This is a genomic window from Enterobacter sp. MGH85, assembly GCF_001037655.1.
GTDB lineage: Bacteria > Pseudomonadota > Gammaproteobacteria > Enterobacterales > Enterobacteriaceae > Enterobacter > Enterobacter intestinihominis.
This window is the reverse complement of record NZ_KQ089925.1, coordinates 2,376,294-2,391,425: the sequence shown is the minus strand read 5'-3', so window position 1 is coordinate 2,391,425 and position 15,132 is coordinate 2,376,294. Positions and strand designations below refer to the sequence as shown.

At 55.0% G+C, this 15,132-nt stretch carries 18 protein-coding genes; 4 read left to right on the top strand and 14 right to left on the bottom strand.

Annotated features, from left to right (window positions below):
• Nucleotides 1–552 (bottom strand): phosphodiesterase, encoded by a 552-nt coding sequence (gene yfcE / locus SK51_RS11405; protein WP_023300633.1) that lies wholly within the window; start codon nucleotides 550–552, stop codon nucleotides 1–3.
• A gap of 56 nt (nucleotides 553–608) precedes the next feature.
• Nucleotides 609–1,253, bottom strand: a complete 645-nt coding sequence (gene yfcF, locus SK51_RS11400) for a glutathione transferase (RefSeq protein WP_023300634.1) — start codon at nucleotides 1,251–1,253, stop codon at nucleotides 609–611.
• Nucleotides 1,254–1,393: 140 nt separating this feature from the next.
• Between yfcF and yfcG the strand changes: the two genes are divergently transcribed.
• From yfcG to SK51_RS11380, 4 genes are all read left to right on the top strand, one after another.
• Nucleotides 1,394–2,023: a GSH-dependent disulfide bond oxidoreductase gene (gene yfcG / locus SK51_RS11395; protein ID WP_022648841.1), complete on the top strand. Its 630-nt coding sequence runs from the start codon at nucleotides 1,394–1,396 to the stop codon at nucleotides 2,021–2,023.
• Nucleotides 2,024–2,098: 75 nt separating this feature from the next.
• On the top strand, nucleotides 2,099–2,467 hold the full coding sequence (gene folX / locus SK51_RS11390; RefSeq protein ID WP_003861432.1) for a dihydroneopterin triphosphate 2'-epimerase: 369 nt from the start codon (nucleotides 2,099–2,101) through the stop codon (nucleotides 2,465–2,467).
• Between the two features lie 13 nt (nucleotides 2,468–2,480).
• Nucleotides 2,481–3,374: a TIGR01777 family oxidoreductase gene (locus tag SK51_RS11385; RefSeq protein ID WP_023306642.1), complete on the top strand. Its 894-nt coding sequence runs from the start codon at nucleotides 2,481–2,483 to the stop codon at nucleotides 3,372–3,374.
• 44 nt (nucleotides 3,375–3,418) lie between these two features.
• Entirely contained in the window at nucleotides 3,419–3,928 is a 510-nt protein-coding gene (locus tag SK51_RS11380) for a GNAT family N-acetyltransferase (protein ID WP_023306643.1), read from the top strand.
• Between the two features lie 140 nt (nucleotides 3,929–4,068).
• Here the strand turns inward: SK51_RS11380 and hisP are convergent, their stop codons facing one another.
• The 12 genes from hisP to SK51_RS11320 form a co-directional block, all read right to left on the bottom strand.
• A complete protein-coding gene (gene hisP, locus SK51_RS11375; RefSeq protein WP_003861426.1) occupies nucleotides 4,069–4,842 on the bottom strand; it encodes a histidine ABC transporter ATP-binding protein HisP in 774 nt (257 codons plus the stop codon).
• Nucleotides 4,843–4,851: 9 nt separating this feature from the next.
• Nucleotides 4,852–5,565 (bottom strand): histidine ABC transporter permease HisM, encoded by a 714-nt coding sequence (hisM, locus tag SK51_RS11370; RefSeq protein ID WP_048206715.1) that lies wholly within the window; start codon nucleotides 5,563–5,565, stop codon nucleotides 4,852–4,854.
• Nucleotides 5,562–6,248 (bottom strand): histidine ABC transporter permease HisQ, encoded by a 687-nt coding sequence (locus SK51_RS11365; RefSeq protein ID WP_006811404.1) that lies wholly within the window; start codon nucleotides 6,246–6,248, stop codon nucleotides 5,562–5,564. The genes hisM and SK51_RS11365 overlap by 4 nt, the downstream gene beginning before the upstream one ends.
• A gap of 88 nt (nucleotides 6,249–6,336) precedes the next feature.
• The gene (gene hisJ / locus SK51_RS11360; protein ID WP_032676157.1) at nucleotides 6,337–7,119 is read right to left on the bottom strand and encodes a histidine ABC transporter substrate-binding protein HisJ; all 783 of its coding nucleotides are present in this window, start codon (nucleotides 7,117–7,119) and stop codon (nucleotides 6,337–6,339) included.
• A gap of 224 nt (nucleotides 7,120–7,343) precedes the next feature.
• A complete protein-coding gene (gene argT, locus SK51_RS11355) occupies nucleotides 7,344–8,126 on the bottom strand; it encodes a lysine/arginine/ornithine ABC transporter substrate-binding protein ArgT (RefSeq protein WP_015572255.1) in 783 nt (260 codons plus the stop codon).
• A 290-nt stretch (nucleotides 8,127–8,416) separates the two neighbouring features.
• Nucleotides 8,417–8,986, bottom strand: a complete 570-nt coding sequence (locus tag SK51_RS11350) for a UbiX family flavin prenyltransferase (RefSeq protein ID WP_023306645.1) — start codon at nucleotides 8,984–8,986, stop codon at nucleotides 8,417–8,419.
• Between the two features lie 89 nt (nucleotides 8,987–9,075).
• Nucleotides 9,076–10,593, bottom strand: a complete 1,518-nt coding sequence (gene purF, locus SK51_RS11345; RefSeq protein ID WP_006811407.1) for an amidophosphoribosyltransferase — start codon at nucleotides 10,591–10,593, stop codon at nucleotides 9,076–9,078.
• 33 nt (nucleotides 10,594–10,626) lie between these two features.
• Complete coding sequence (gene cvpA / locus SK51_RS11340; RefSeq protein ID WP_000262116.1) at nucleotides 10,627–11,115, bottom strand: colicin V production protein; 489 nt, start codon at nucleotides 11,113–11,115, stop codon at nucleotides 10,627–10,629.
• A 254-nt stretch (nucleotides 11,116–11,369) separates the two neighbouring features.
• On the bottom strand, nucleotides 11,370–12,065 hold the full coding sequence (dedD, locus tag SK51_RS11335; RefSeq protein WP_048206714.1) for a cell division protein DedD: 696 nt from the start codon (nucleotides 12,063–12,065) through the stop codon (nucleotides 11,370–11,372).
• Complete coding sequence (folC, locus tag SK51_RS11330) at nucleotides 12,055–13,323, bottom strand: bifunctional tetrahydrofolate synthase/dihydrofolate synthase (protein WP_023306646.1); 1,269 nt, start codon at nucleotides 13,321–13,323, stop codon at nucleotides 12,055–12,057. Before folC ends, dedD begins: the two co-directional genes overlap by 11 nt.
• 70 nt (nucleotides 13,324–13,393) lie before the next feature.
• Entirely contained in the window at nucleotides 13,394–14,299 is a 906-nt protein-coding gene (gene accD / locus SK51_RS11325; RefSeq protein WP_022648854.1) for an acetyl-CoA carboxylase, carboxyltransferase subunit beta, read from the bottom strand.
• 154 nt (nucleotides 14,300–14,453) lie between these two features.
• On the bottom strand, nucleotides 14,454–15,113 hold the full coding sequence (locus SK51_RS11320) for a DedA family protein (RefSeq protein ID WP_023306647.1): 660 nt from the start codon (nucleotides 15,111–15,113) through the stop codon (nucleotides 14,454–14,456).
• Between the last annotated feature and the right edge of the window lie 19 nt (nucleotides 15,114–15,132).

Here is a 15,132-nt window from a genome sequence, read left to right as displayed (position 1 = left end):
TTACGGATTAATCGCTATCTGCGCAATAACTTGCTGATCATTAAGTGCGATAACGCTTAATGTCCCGTCTTCATACATGCCGTAGCTTGCCGGGTTACCGCCTTTAGGAATGCTGACAGACCCGGGGTTAAAGTGGTAAAACGCCCCGCGTTTTTCCGCCACCGGAATATGAGTATGACCATAAACCAGGACATCGCCAGCGGCGAGTGACGGCAGGTTATCCGGGCCGAACAGGTGCCCGTGGGTCAGGAACAAACGGCTGTTTTCCATCAACACCTGTTGCCAGGGAGCGGTGATGGGAAATTGCAGCAGCATCTGGTCAACTTCGCTGTCGCAGTTGCCGCGAACGGCGATAATGCGCGAGGCAAAATGATTAAGTTTTTCCGCCACCTGCGCGGGAGCATACCCTTCCGGCAACGCATTGCGTGGGCCGTGGTTTAACACATCGCCCAGGATCACCAGCCATTGCGCCCCGCTTTGGGCAAACAGAGATAACACGCGTTCGGTCGCGGGCAGCGATCCATGAATATCCGACGCAAACATCAGTTTCATCAGTTACTCCTCGGGAATTCAGACTGCCCCTATCATACCTCAAGCGCCCCGTCTTATCAGCCCGCGCGCTTAGCAGAGAGTGCCAGATAGCGCTGTACCGACGCGCGTTGCCACTGGAATGTGGCGTAATCCACCAGTAGCTGTGGGACGTCATCGCCGTTGAGGATAAGGCGATTGAGCATCAGCGCCAGATCGGTGTCGGCAATACACCACTCGCCAAACAGGTTTGGGTTACCCTGTGACAGCAGCGATGACGCGGTATCAATCAGCTTCCGGGCGCTGGATAAGCCTTCCTCGCTGAGGGCGGGCTTTTTGACGCCAGCGAACACCACGTCCGTGGAGCGTTCTGTGCGAATCGGCACCAGGTCGCTACGCAGCCACGCCTGGATCTGGCGGGCGCGGGCGCGCTTTTGCAGATCGTGAGGATAGATGCGTTCCCACTCTGGTGGGGCAAAGCGGTCTTCAAGGTACTCGTCAATCGCTGAGGATTCACTCAACTCAAAACCGTCAATCTCCAGCACAGGAACACGGCGGGTGAGCGCGTAGCCCTGCCACTGAGGCTTCAGATGTTCGCCGCTGTCCAGGTCAACGGTTTTCAGACTAAAAGTTAGCCCCTTTTCTGCCAGCGCCACATAAACGCTCATGACATAAGGAGAAAAAAAGTTCGCATCGGACCACAACGTTATTACAGGCTGGCTCATAACATCCTCTTCGGCTGATCGGTTTTCACTCAACATATAATCTCTTTGCCTCGCTGTCACTTGATGAAAACTCACGATTTACAACAAGCACCTATACTGATTTTTCATGGCAACACTATTCGCACTGACAGGAGTTGAGAATGATAGATCTCTATTATGCCCCCACCCCTAATGGCCATAAGATCACCCTCTTTCTTGAAGAAGCCGAACTGGACTACCGGATCATTCGCGTGGATATCAGCAAAGGCGATCAGTTCCGCCCCGTTTTTCTGGCCATCTCGCCCAACAATAAAATTCCGGCCATCATTGATAACTTGCCTTCAGACGGCGGAAAACCGCTAAGCCTGTTTGAATCCGGAGAGATACTGCTTTATCTGGCGGAGAAAACCGGCAAGCTTCTGAGCGGGGAGTTGCGCGAGCGTCATCACACGCTGCAATGGTTATTCTGGCAGTCGAGCGGCCTGGGGCCGATGCTGGGGCAGAATCATCACTTTACCGCCTATGCGCCGCAGACGATCCCTTACGCCATTGAGCGATATCAGGTCGAAACCCAGCGCCTGTACGGGGTCCTGAACCGTCGGCTGGAAAAATCACCGTGGCTGGGAGGTGAGCATTACAGCATCGCAGATATCGCCTGCTGGCCGTGGATCAACACCCATGAACGCCACCGGATCGACCTGGCCACTTATCCGGCGGTTAACAACTGGTTTGAGCGCATCCGGACCCGCCCGGCAACCGAACGCGCCATGCAAAAAATCCATCAGATTTGAGCCTGTGCCCCGTTGGGTGCAGGTGTTCTCCTCATGTATGATGAGGTAAAAATACTGACACGGAGAAGACCTGCAATGTCCCAGCATGACGCTATTATTCGTATAAAAAACCTACGCTTACGCACATTCATTGGTATCAAAGAGGAGGAGATCGCGAATCGCCAGGATATCGTGGTGAATGTCGTGATCCATTACCCGGCAGACAAGGCGCGCGCCAGCGAAGACATCAATGACGCGCTGAACTATCGCACGATCACCAAAAGCATCATCCAGTACGTTGAGAACAACCGTTTTGCGCTACTGGAAAAATTAACTCAGGATGTGCTCGACATCGCACGCGAACACCACTGGGTCACTTATGCTGAAGTGGAGATCGATAAACTTCACGCCCTGCGCTACGCCGACTCCGTCTCCATGACGTTAAGCTGGCAGCGCCAGGCGTAAACCTGGAGGTTGTATGAAGATCCTGCTCACCGGCGGTACGGGGCTGATTGGTCGCCATCTCATTCCACGTTTGCAGGCGTTGCATCACGACATTACCGTGGTCACGCGCAGCCCGGAGAAAGCGCGCCAGGTGCTGGGCACCGGCGTTGAGATCTGGAAAGGCCTGGCGGAACGGCAGGATCTGAACGGCTTTGACGCCGTCATCAACCTCGCAGGCGAGCCTATCGCTGATAAACGCTGGACCGAAGAGCAAAAACAGCGTTTATGCAGCAGCCGCTGGAACATGACCGAAAGGCTGGTTGAGCTGATTCGTAACAGCGAGATGCCGCCCTCGGTGCTGATTTCCGGCTCTGCAACAGGCTACTATGGCGATCTTGGTGAAGTGGTGGTGACCGAAGAAGAGCCGCCGCACAACGAGTTTACCCATAAACTCTGCGCCCAGTGGGAGCGTATCGCCTGCGGGGCGCAGAGCGATAACACCCGCGTCTGCCTGCTGCGCACCGGCGTGGTGCTTGCTCCGAAAGGCGGTATTCTCGGTAAAATGTTGCCGCCGTTTAAAATGGGGCTTGGCGGGCCCATCGGCAACGGTCGTCAGTATCTGGCGTGGATCCATATCGACGATATGGTCAACGGTATTCTCTGGCTGCTGGATAACGACCTGCGCGGGCCGTTTAACATGGTATCTCCCTACCCCGTACGTAATGAACAGTTTGCTCACGCCCTGGGTCATGCCCTGCATCGCCCGGCGGTACTGCGCGTGCCTGCGACGGCGATTCGGCTGTTGATGGGCGAATCTTCGGTGCTGGTGCTGGGCGGCCAGCGCGCGCTGCCAAAACGGCTGGAAGCGGCCGGATTTACGTTCCGCTGGTATGACATGGAAGAGGCGCTGGGGGATGTGGTGCAGTGAATATGTTAGAGTTATACGCCATCTCTGGATGATATGGCGTAACTATGGCAACCATCACCACAACCCGGCTTCACCTCACCCCTTTCGAACCTTCTGACTGGGCGTTCTTTCGCTCTCTGCGCGAAGACCCCAACATCATGCGCTATATGGCCGCTATCATGCCTGAAAAAGAGACGCGCCGCGTATTTGCCGCGCGCCTGATGGCGGAGCATGTCTTTGTGATCCGTCTGCATAACGACGTTACGCCGCTCGGGGATATCGGCCTGCAAATCAGTGCGGCGAACCATGAAGAGGCGGATATTGGCTACACGGTTGTGCCTGACGCGCAGGGAAAAGGCATTGCCAGCGAGGCGCTGCGGGCGGTGTGTGAGTATGCATTTAACCAGACGGGCGTGAAGGCGATAAACGCGTACGTGCTGGCGGATAACGTTGGGTCGGTGCGGGTTCTTGAGAAAGCAGGTTTTGTGCGCACGCAGGTACTGGAGAAGGCGTACGAGATTAACGGCGTACGGTATGACGACTGGGTGTATCGGCTGGAGTGTGGTGCGGTCTGAATGCCGGGCGACACTGCGTTTGCCCGGCCTACGGTTTTTGTAGGCCCGGAAAGCGAAGCGCCACCGGGCAATTGGGCGGCTCTGCGGCCTGATGCCCTCACCCCGGCCCTCTCCCACAGGGAGAGGGAGAAAGGCCAAACCTACTTCAACGAGCCTTTCAGGAACTGCTGCAAACGCGGGCTTTGCGGGTTCGCCAGCACCTCGTCCGGATGCCCCTGCTCCTCAATCTTGCCCTGATGCAGGAAGATAACGTGGTTAGAAACGTTACGGGCAAAGCCCATCTCGTGCGTCACCACCACCATCGTTTTGCCCTCTTCCGCCAGCTTCTGCATGATGCGCAGCACTTCGCCAACGAGTTCAGGATCCAGCGCGGAAGTCGGTTCGTCAAACAGCAATACTTCCGGCTCCATCGCCAGCGCGCGGGCGATGGAAACACGCTGCTGCTGTCCCCCTGACAGGTGCACCGGATATTTGATCTGCTGCCGCTCGTCGATACCCACTTTCGCCAGGTATTTGACCGCACGCTCGCGGGCTTCCTGCTTGCTTAAGCCGAGCACCTGAACCGGCGCTTCCATCACGTTCTCCAGCACCGTCATGTGGCTCCAGAGATTGAAGTGCTGGAATACCATTGTCAGACGCGTACGCAGCAGGCGCAGCTGGTTTTTATCCGCCACTTTAAGCTGACCGTCTTTATCACGGACCATGTTGATGTTCTGTCCGCTCACCACAATCGATCCTTCGCTCGGCTTTTCGAGGAAGTTGATGCAGCGCAGGAAGGTACTTTTACCCGAACCTGATGAGCCGATAATACTGATCACGTCGCCCGCGTTAGCCTCCAGCGACACCCCTTTCAGCACTTCATGTTCGCCGTAGCGCTTGTGCAAATCAATTACGTTTAATTTGTTCTCAGCCATCATAAATTCTCAGTGCGTCGACGGTTTTATATGCTGCAACCAGCGTTTTTCAGCCTTACGGAACAGGCTGATCAGGACGTAAGAAATGATCAAATAGAGCACTGCCGCAATGCCAAACGCCGTAAACGGCTGGTAGGTGGCAGAGTTAATATCGCGGGCAATCTTTAACAGATCAGGTACCGTGGCGGTAAACGCCAGTGCCGTCGAATGCAGCATTAAAATCACTTCGTTGCTGTACGCCGGCAGCGCAATGCGCAGCGCTGAAGGCAGAATAATACAGCGGTAGAGCTTCACGGAGGAAAAGCCATACGCGCGCGCCGCCTCAATCTCACCGTGCGGCACGGAACGAATGGCCCCGGCGAAGATTTCGGTGGTATAGGCGCAGGTATTAAGGGTCAGCGCCAGCACCGTACAGTTCAGACCGCTGCGGAAGAACGCGTTCAGCAACTCGGTGCCTTTCACGATCTCCAGCGTGTACATTCCGGAATAGAACACCAGCAGCTGCACGTACAGCGGCGTACCGCGAAACACGTAGGTGAACAGCCAGATCGGAAACTGGATAAATTTATTGTTCGACACGCGGCCAATGGCGAGAAACACCGCCAGAATGCCGCCCATGACCACCGAGGAGATCAGCAGCCACAGCGTGATCGCCACGCCAGTAAAGCGGTAGCCATCCGTCCACAGCAGGGATTTCCAGTACTCCTGAATAATCTCAATCACAGGTCAGCCCTCTTCACACCCACGGAGTAGCGACGTTCGAGCAGAAGCAGCACACCATTGGAGACGGTCGTAAAGACCAGATAGATTACGCCGCAGACTACCGCAAAATAGAACGGTTCCCAGGTGCTTTTACCCGCCAGCTGCGTGGCCTTCACTACATCTTCCAGACCCAGCAGGGAGACCAGCGCCGTTGCCTTGAGAATAACCTGCCAGTTGTTACCGATGCCCGGCAGCGCGTAGCGCATCATGGCCGGGAACATGATCCGGCGAAACGTTTGTGAGGAGGTAAAACCGTAGGCGGTCGCCGCTTCAATGTGCCCTTTCGGCACGGCCATGTAAGCGCCGCGAAAGGTCTCAGTGAAATAAGCACCGTAGATAAAACCAAGGGTAATAATACCAGCCACCATCGGGTCGATATCGATCTGATCCATGCCGATGGCATCCGTGACGCCGTTAAGTGCGATTTGCAGGCCATAAAAGATCAGCAGCATCAGCACCAGGTCAGGCACGCCGCGAATCAGCGTGGTATAGCCTTCAAATATCAGCGCCAGCGGTCTGTTGGCGGATAACTTTGCCCCCGCGCCCGCCAGGCCTATCAGCACCGCCAGCACCACGGAGCTGATAGCCAGCTCAAGGGTGACAAGCGCGCCCTGTAAAATAACGCCAGAAAATCCGTACAGCATACCGCGTGCCCTGTCGTCTCGTGAGTGGTAGAACCGTGTCTTTTCCCCTCCCGCAACGGGAGGGGCCGCACGTTATCAGACGGGGCGATTAGCCGCCGTAAACATTAAAATCGAAGTACTTTTTCGCCAGCTTGTCGTAAGTGCCGTCCGCGCGCATCTCGGCGAACGCTTTGTTCAGGGCTTCACGCAGTTCGTTGTCTTCTTTCCGCAGGCCCATACCGGTACCAACGCCAAAGAGTTTTTCGTCCTTAATGGACGGACCCCCGAACTTGTAATCTTTACCCACAGGCTGTTTCAGGAAGCCTTCGCTTGCCGCCACTTCATCCTGGAATGCCGCGTCAATACGGCCTGCCGTCAGGTCTGCGTAGATGTTTTCCTGACCCTGGTAAGAGACAATTTCAATCCCCTTTGGCGCCCAGTGCTCGTTACCGTAGGTTTCCTGCGTCGTACCCTGCAACACGCCCACGCGTTTGCCCTTCAGAGATTCAAGGGTTGGCTGAATGTCAGAGGATTTCGCCACCACCAGACGTGAGTCAGCCGCGTAGAGTTTGTCCGTGAAGGCAATCTCCTGCTGACGTTTTTCGGTGATAGACAGGGAGGACATGATCACGTCAATTTTTTTCGCTTTCAGGGACGGGATTAGCGCGTCCAGCGGGTTTTCAACGTAGGTACATTGCGCTTTAATGCGTTTGCACAGCTCGTTAGCCAGATCGATGTCAAAACCGACCAGTTCCCCCTTCGCATTTTTCGATTCGAAAGGCGCGTAGGTTGGGTCAGTCCCAATACGAATTTTCTGCGGAATGGCTGCGAATGCTGCGGTGGCGCTGCAAAAGGCCAGTACCAGAGAAAGTGACAACACCAGTTTTTTCATATCTGTCCTCAACAAACTGTCTAAATACGAGATTTTACGACTACGGGGTGCCGTTAATGTGCCATTAATCCCCTCACTCAGGCAAAGATTAATGCCTCTGAACGGGAATTTTTGCATTTAAAATGCTTAACTATGCACACAGCGTTCCAATATGGTGCATTTCTTGCACCATGCTGGAACACTTCCCCTAAAGATGCACCACATCAGTGCATCTCATTCAGGTATTAATCACCGTAGACGTTGAAATCAAAGTATTTCTTCGCCAGTTTGTCGTAGGTACCGTCTTTACGCAGCTCATTAAACGCTTTGTCGAAGGCGGCTTTCAGCTCGGTATCATCCTTACGCAGGCCAATACCGGTGCCGTCGCCAAAGTATTTTTTGTCTTTCACCGACGGGCCGGCAAAGGCGTACTCTTTACCCGCAGGCTGTTTCAGGAAGCCTTCGCTCGCGGCGACTTCATCCTGAAACGCGGCATCCAGACGGCCTGCCGCCAGGTCAGAGTAGATCAGATCCTGGTTCTGGTAAGCGACCACATCGACGCCTTTCTCGCGCCAGTTAGCATTGGCGTAACCTTCCTGGGTCGAGCCCTGAAGCACACCAACATGTTTGCCTTTCAGCGAGTCGATGGTCGGCTGGATTGGCGAGCCTTTCGCGGCAATCAAACGTGAGTCGGCAGCGTAGAGCTTCTCTGAGAAGGCGATCTCCTGCTGACGTTTTTCCGTGATGGAGAGAGAAGAGATAATGGCATCAATTTTCTTGGCTTTCAGCGACGGGATCAGCGCGTCAAAGTCACTGCCCACCCATGTGCATTTCACTTCCATGCGTTTGCACATCTCATTTCCCAGATCGATATCAAACCCCACGAAATCGCCTTTCGCATCCTTGGAGGAGAATGGCGCGTAGGTTGCGTCTGTACCGATACGAACTGTCTGTGGTAGCGCTGCATAGCTACTTGCTGCTGCACTCAAGCCCACGAGCAAAGACAGAGCCAGAACCGTCTTCTTCATACATTTACCCTCAAGAACCGTGATTTTATTATGGTTTATGTTGTGTATTGTGTTGCAGGCTGCTCTTGCAGGTCTTATGCCACATTGTCGTCGGGTTAAAACTACGACGTTAAATATGTTAATAAAACGTTGCGATACTGCCTTAATGGTGAAAGATAGCAGGTCTGCCGAACGAACCGGAAAGAGAAAAAGGGAAAAAGCGAATTAAATGTCGAGGATATGATCGCGGTTGCAGTTTTGCCCTGAAACAGGGCAAACAGTCATTTCATGCACCTTGTTTGTGCACAGCCTCACGCCCCCTGCCAGCGGGTAAAGAGATCTTTAGGCAGGTCTATATCGAACTGATCCAGCACGCGGTTAACGGTCTGGTTGATGACATCGTCCAGCGTTTGTGGACGATGATAGAACGCGGGGACCGGCGGCATTATCACAGCTCCCAGTTCGGCTGCCTGCGTCATTAAACGCAGATGTCCCAGGTGTAGCGGCGTTTCCCGCACGCAGAGCACCAGAGGACGACGCTCTTTCAGCACAACGTCCGCCGCACGTGTCACCAGCGTGTCGGTATAGCTGTTTACGATACCGGAGAGGGTTTTAATCGAACAGGGCAAAATAACCATGCCGGCCGTTTTAAACGAGCCAGAAGAGATGCTGGCGGCGATATCGCGGGCATCGTGGACAACATCAGCCAGCGCCTGAACGTCGCGCAGAGAGAGATCGGTTTCAAGAGAGAGGGTCTGACGCGCCGCCTGGCTCATCACCAGATGGGTTTCTACGCCAGCAACGTCACGCAGCACCTGTAACAGCCGGACGCCATAAATCGCGCCGCTGGCACCGCTGATCCCTACAATGAGTCGTTTCATGATTTTTGCCCTTGCTGATTTCAGGGCTGACTGTGCAGGATTTTACGGGGAGTTGCAAGTGAGGGCATTCGCCCTCACTTGCCGGAGCATCAACCTTCGTTGTGCATCTCTAAGCTTTCGAGATCGTTTTGCAGCTGGACGGCTTTCGCATCGTCGTTACGCAGAGAATCAAGGTAGTCGAGATACTGCTGGTCTACGTCTTTTGTCACGTAGATCCCATTGAATACCGAGCATTCGAACTGCTGAATATCCGGGTTCTCGGCGCGCACCGCGTCGATCAGATCGTTCAGATCCTGGAAAATCAGGCCGTCGGCCCCGATGATCTGGCGAATCTCATCCACTTCACGGCCATGCGCAATCAGCTCATTAGCGGTTGGCATATCAATGCCATACACGTTCGGGAAGCGAATTTCCGGCGCTGCGGAGGCGAGATATACTTTCTTCGCCCCGGCCTCACGCGCCATCTCGATGATCTGCTCAGACGTCGTGCCGCGCACAATGGAGTCGTCCACCAGCAGCACATTCTTGTCGCGGAACTCGGCACGGTTAGCGTTTAGCTTACGACGTACGGACTTACGACGCAGCTGCTGGCCCGGCATGATAAAGGTGCGGCCAACGTAGCGGTTTTTCACGAAGCCCTGACGGTACGGCTTGTCCAGAATACGGGCAATTTCCAGCGCGATATCACAAGAGGTTTCAGGGATTGGGATCACGACGTCGATGTCGAGATCGTCCCACTCGCGGGCAATCTTCTCGCCCAGCTTCGTCCCCATGTTGACGCGCGCGCTGTAAACGGAAATTTTGTCGATGAACGAGTCCGGACGCGCGAAGTAAACGTATTCGAACAGGCACGGGTTGCTCACCGGGTTGTCGGCGCACTGACGGGTAAACAGCTGGCCCTTCTCAGTGATGTAGACCGCTTCGCCTGGCGCGACATCACGCAGGAATTCGAAGCCCAGAGTGTCCAGCGCCACGCTTTCGGAGGCAACCATGTACTCGGAACGGCCATCGCCGAGGTCTCGTTTGCCGAGCACCAGCGGGCGAATGCCGTTTGGATCGCGGAAGGCCACCATGCCGTGACCGATGATCATCGCTACGCAAGCGTACGCGCCACGGATCAGGCGGTTAGTCGCGGCAACGGCGGCAAAAATGTTGTCTGCTTCCAGCGGATAATGGCGGAAGTTATCCAGCTCGCTGGCAAAGATATTGAGCAGGATTTCAGAATCAGAGGTGGTATTAATGTGGCGACGTTTCTCTTCAAACAGCTTTTTACGCAGCTCGTGGGCATTGGTCAGATTGCCATTGTGGGCAAGCGTGATGCCATACGGGGAGTTAACGTAAAAAGGCTGAGCCTCAGAGGCGCTGGAACTGCCAGCAGTAGGATAACGAACGTGACCGATCCCCATATTACCTTGCAGACGCTGCATATGGCGGGCTTCAAACACATCGTTTACCAGGCCGTTCGCCTTGCGTAAACGGAAGCAGTTGTTTGCATCAATGGTGATGATACCCGCAGCATCCTGCCCACGGTGCTGAAGCACCGTTAACGCGTCATAAATCGACTGGTTTACCGGCATGAAACCGGCGATACCGACAATACCGCACATTCGTCTTTTCCTCGTTAAGCCACATCTCAGGGTTTATGCCCTGGGCAAGAAACTCGACGAGCTTTGCAGATAGTCAAAGAACCATCTGATGATGAAGCTGAACTCCGGAATGAGCTGCGATTTTTGCCAGTCTTCACTTTTGGAGAACCCGGTAAAGGTATCCAGGAAGAACAGGATCGCGGCCACAATCAGCACGCCTCGCAACGCGCCGAAACAGATGCCGAGCACCCTGTCCGTTCCTGACAGACCGGTTTTCTCGACCAGCTGACCTATCACGTAATTGACGATAGCGCCGACAATCAGCGTCGCGATAAACAGCACCGCGATGGCGATTCCGTTTCGGACCAGTTCATCTTCAAAGCCCGTGAACCAGACAGACAGGTAAGTGTAGTAATGACTGGCAACAAAGAAAGCACAACCCCAGGTTACCAGCGATAACGCTTCACGAACAAAGCCACGGATCAGGCTAACCAGACAGGAAAAACCAATCACCGCAATGATGGCGTAATCAATCCAGACCATATGTGTCCCACGATTAAACGCCCTGTCATCCAGTTCGGGGCGAATTCTAACAGAAAAAGAAAACGTTTGCGTAGGGATTTCCTTCCCACGCGTAAATAAAAAAGGCGCTGAAAAAATGCTCAACGCCACCGCACCTTTGACGTTTCTGTGAACGTCTACCTCCCCCTCACCCCGGCCCTCTCCCTCAAGGGAGAGGGAGCAAACCGTCCCCTCGCCCCTTTGGGGAGAGGGTTAGAGTGAGGGGGTAATTTCTGTCAGTTTGCGCTGTAGTTCATCACCACACCGCTCAGGCCGGAGATTTGCTTCAGCTCGCCAAGCGAACCTTTGAGCTTATCTTTAGACGCATCCGGCCCCACGAGGATACGGGTAATTTTACCCTGTACCGGCGTGGTGGGTGAAGTATAAACACGGTATCCCGCGCCGCGCAATTTACTCACAATCTCATTGACCTTATCTGCATTTTTCAATGCACCGAGCTGAACGACATAGGCTTTGCCCGTAGGGGCAGCCTCCTGCTGGGTCTGTTTGGCCGGTGGCGGCGTTTCGGTTGCCGCAGCCAGCTGCTCGTCGGCTTTGTCACGCTGCGGTTTAGGCTGCGTTTTCTCTACCGGTTTCGGTTTTTCAACCGGTTTGGGTTGCTCTACCGGTACGGGATCGATTTCAACATTGTTATTCGCGGCCAGACGCGACGGGTCAAGAGACGGCGCGGCTGCATCACCTGCGCGCACCTCTTCCGCTGCGCCTTCAGGCGGCTGGGCTGGCAGCGCCTGCGTTGCCGCTGGCAGCATATCGGGCTCGTCGCGATCGCCCGGTTTGGGTACCAGCGGAATGGCCGCAAATTCATCCTGGTAATGCTTTTTCTGCCCGTCGAGCAATCCCGGGATAATAATCACCCCGAGCGCGACCAGCACAATGGTTCCTGTTAAACGGTTCTGAAACTTACTCGCCACCGGTTCTCCCCGCGTCCATCACTTCCATGACATGTGCCACCGTGTGGAATGACCCACACACCAGCACGGTATCTTCTGGTTTAGCCTCCGCCATCGCGGCACGCCAGGCCGAAATCACACTGCTGTAGATTTCGCCTTTGCCGAGATGTTCCATCAACTGCTCAGCAGTCGCGCCGCGCGGCCCTTCCAGAGGAGCACAATACCAGCTATCGACCACACTCTCCATGCAGGCCAGCGTGCCGCCGATATCTTTATCATGAAGCATACCGATAACCGCCAGCACGCGCCCGGTTTTTGGTAACGATTTGAGACGTCCTGCGAGGTACGCCGCCGCATGCGGGTTATGTGCAACATCCAGAATCAGACGCGGTGACTCACTCACAATCTGAAAACGTCCCGGCAGCAGTGCGTTCTGAATGCCATCGCGGATTGCCTGCTCGCTCACCGCTAACCCGCTGGCGCGCAGGGCTGCCAGCGCAGTCGCCGCGTTAGGCTGTGGTACCTGCGGCAGCGGCAGATTCTCCAGCACGCCCTGCGCATCGCTGAAGCGCCAGCCGTTGTCCTGCACCTCATACTGCCAGTCCACGCCGCGACGCAGCAGACGAGCACCCTTCTCTTTCGCCACTTCAGCGATGGTATGTGGCATGTCCGGTTCGCCAACCACGGCAGGCTTATCGGCCCGGAAAATACCGGCCTTCTCACGGCCAATGCTTTCGCGGTCGGGCCCCAGCCAGTCGGTGTGATCCAGCGCGATGCTGGTGACGACGGCGACATCCGCATCTACCATATTTGTGGCATCCAGACGTCCACCCAGACCCACTTCCAGGATCACCACGTCCAGTTGCGCCTGCTTAAACAGCCACAGCGCCGACAGGGTGCCGTATTCGAAATAGGTTAATGAGGTATCGCCGCGCGCGGCTTCGATAGCGGCAAACGACGCCGTATGGGCCGATTCGGCCAGCTCGGTGTTTTGCACCCGCACGCGCTCGGTGTAGCGCACCAGATGCGGCGAGCTGTAAACGCCTACCTTATAACCGGCTGCCATCAGGACAGATTCCAGCGTGCGGCAGGTGGTGCCTTTACCGTTAGTGCCAGCCACGGTAAACACGAAAGGCGCAGGTTTCAGCACGTCAAGGCGCGCGGCAACCTGGCTTACGCGCTCAAGGCCCATGTCGATAGTTTTACTGTGCAGGTTTTCCAGATAAGAAAGCCACGCGGCCAGGGGCGACGTGGCTTGAGGAATGCTTTTATTTTCCATGATGCCCGGTTGTCATTAACGGTTTAGAAAGCAAAAGGGCAGCGCCATTTGGCCCTGCCCTTTTCAGTTATCAGGCCTCGGGTTCCTGATCCGGTACCACCACGCCTTCGCGCGGCTCGTCCGGGCTCGGCGACGGCAGATTCATCAGCTTCGCCAGGACGCTTGCCAGTTTGAGGCGCATCTCCGGGCGGCGGACGATCATGTCGATAGCACCCTTCTCAATGAGGAACTCACTGCGCTGGAAGCCCGGCGGCAGTTTCTCACGTACGGTCTGCTCGATAACGCGAGGACCGGCAAAGCCGATCAGCGCTTTTGGCTCAGCGATGTTCAGGTCGCCCAGCATCGCGAAGCTTGCAGAAACGCCGCCCATGGTTGGGTCGGTCAGTACCGAGATGTACGGCAGACCGCGCTCCTGCATTTTCGCCAGCGCGGCAGAGGTTTTCGCCATCTGCATCAGGGACATCAGCGCTTCCTGCATTCGTGCGCCACCGGAGGCAGAGAAGCAGATCAGCGGGCAGTTGTCTTCCAGCGCCTGCTCAACGGCACGCACGAAACGCGCACCAACCACAGAGCCCATTGAGCCGCCCATAAAGGCGAACTCAAACGCGGCGGCAACCACCGGCATCTCATGCAGGGTGCCTTTCATGACGATCAGCGCGTCTTTCTCGCCGGTCTCTTTCTGTGCAGAGGCCAGACGATCTTTGTATTTTTTGGAGTCGCGGAACTTAAGCACATCTTTTGGCTCCAGTTCGCTGCCCAGTTCTACCAGAGAACCTTCGTCCAGCAGGCTATGCAGGCGGTTGCGCGCCGACATACGCATATGGTGGTCACACTTCGGACACACCTCAAGATTGCGTTCCAGCTCTGCGCGATACAGAACCTGGCCGCAGCTATCACACTTCGTCCATACCCCTTCAGGAATGCTCGCTTTACGCGTTGGGGTAATGTTGCTTTTAATTCGTTCAATCCAGCTCATTGATAACCTTTCTGCCTGAACCTGGTCGTATGCCAGTTTTGCTGTAAGAGGCGAATAATGCCATTTTTGCCTCCAACAGACCATGAATGTTGCACATTAAAACATAACAGCCCGAAACTTTGGATAAAAAAGTGGTCGAACCGCCAGCGTGCACTTACTTCGCTTGTTTTGCCGCCGCGCGTTTGTGACGAATAATTTCGATCACACCCGGCAGAACGGAAAGCACAATAATCGCTACAATCAGTAACTTAAGGTTTTCCTGAACCACCGGCAGATCGCCAAACAGGTAGCCCGCATAGGTAAACAGCAGTACCCATAGCAGCGCGCCCACCACGTTGTACATGGCAAAATGACGATAGGACATGTGACCCATTCCCGCCACAAACGGTGCAAATGTGCGCACAATAGGCACAAAACGGGCAAGGATAATGGTCTTACCGCCATGGCGCTCATAGAACGCATGGGTCTTATCTAAATAACTGCGGCGGAAAATCTTCGAGTCCGGATTACTGAACAACCGCTCGCCAAACACCCGCCCGATAGTGTAGTTGACCGCATCACCAATAATCGCGGCGATGATCATCAGGACGACCATCAGATGGACATTCAGGTCATTCGTTGGCAGTGCGGATAACGCGCCCGCCACGAACAGCAGTGAATCTCCCGGCAGGAACGGCGTAACCACAAGGCCGGTTTCACAGAACAGAATGAGGAACAGAATGGCGTATATCCAGACGCCGTACTGCGCGACCAGCTCCGCCAGGTGAACATCAATGTGCAGGATGAAATCTATCAGAAAACGTATTACGTCCATATTGTCTAAGCCCTAATTG

Excerpts from the sequence above, each read along its gene's own strand:
- argT (WP_015572255.1), bottom strand. The coding sequence starts at position 8,126 with ATGAAGAAGACGGTTCTGGCTCTGTCTTTGCTCGTGGGCTTGAGTGCA.
- hisP (WP_003861426.1), bottom strand. The coding sequence starts at position 4,842 with ATGGCTGAGAACAAATTAAACGTAATTGATTTGCACAAGCGCTACGGC.
- SK51_RS11365 (WP_006811404.1), bottom strand. The coding sequence starts at position 6,248 with ATGCTGTACGGATTTTCTGGCGTTATTTTACAGGGCGCGCTTGTCACC.
- yfcE (WP_023300633.1), bottom strand. The coding sequence starts at position 552 with ATGAAACTGATGTTTGCGTCGGATATTCATGGATCGCTGCCCGCGACC.
- folC (WP_023306646.1), bottom strand. The coding sequence starts at position 13,323 with ATGGAAAATAAAAGCATTCCTCAAGCCACGTCGCCCCTGGCCGCGTGG.
- accD (WP_022648854.1), bottom strand. The coding sequence starts at position 14,299 with ATGAGCTGGATTGAACGAATTAAAAGCAACATTACCCCAACGCGTAAA.
- yfcF (WP_023300634.1), bottom strand. The coding sequence starts at position 1,253 with ATGAGCCAGCCTGTAATAACGTTGTGGTCCGATGCGAACTTTTTTTCT.
- SK51_RS11320 (WP_023306647.1), bottom strand. The coding sequence starts at position 15,113 with ATGGACGTAATACGTTTTCTGATAGATTTCATCCTGCACATTGATGTT.
- cvpA (WP_000262116.1), bottom strand. The coding sequence starts at position 11,115 with ATGGTCTGGATTGATTACGCCATCATTGCGGTGATTGGTTTTTCCTGT.
- SK51_RS11380 (WP_023306643.1), top strand. The coding sequence starts at position 3,419 with ATGGCAACCATCACCACAACCCGGCTTCACCTCACCCCTTTCGAACCT.
- SK51_RS11385 (WP_023306642.1), top strand. The coding sequence starts at position 2,481 with ATGAAGATCCTGCTCACCGGCGGTACGGGGCTGATTGGTCGCCATCTC.
- hisJ (WP_032676157.1), bottom strand. The coding sequence starts at position 7,119 with ATGAAAAAACTGGTGTTGTCACTTTCTCTGGTACTGGCCTTTTGCAGC.
- SK51_RS11350 (WP_023306645.1), bottom strand. The coding sequence starts at position 8,986 with ATGAAACGACTCATTGTAGGGATCAGCGGTGCCAGCGGCGCGATTTAT.
- yfcG (WP_022648841.1), top strand. The coding sequence starts at position 1,394 with ATGATAGATCTCTATTATGCCCCCACCCCTAATGGCCATAAGATCACC.
- folX (WP_003861432.1), top strand. The coding sequence starts at position 2,099 with ATGTCCCAGCATGACGCTATTATTCGTATAAAAAACCTACGCTTACGC.
- purF (WP_006811407.1), bottom strand. The coding sequence starts at position 10,593 with ATGTGCGGTATTGTCGGTATCGCCGGTTTCATGCCGGTAAACCAGTCG.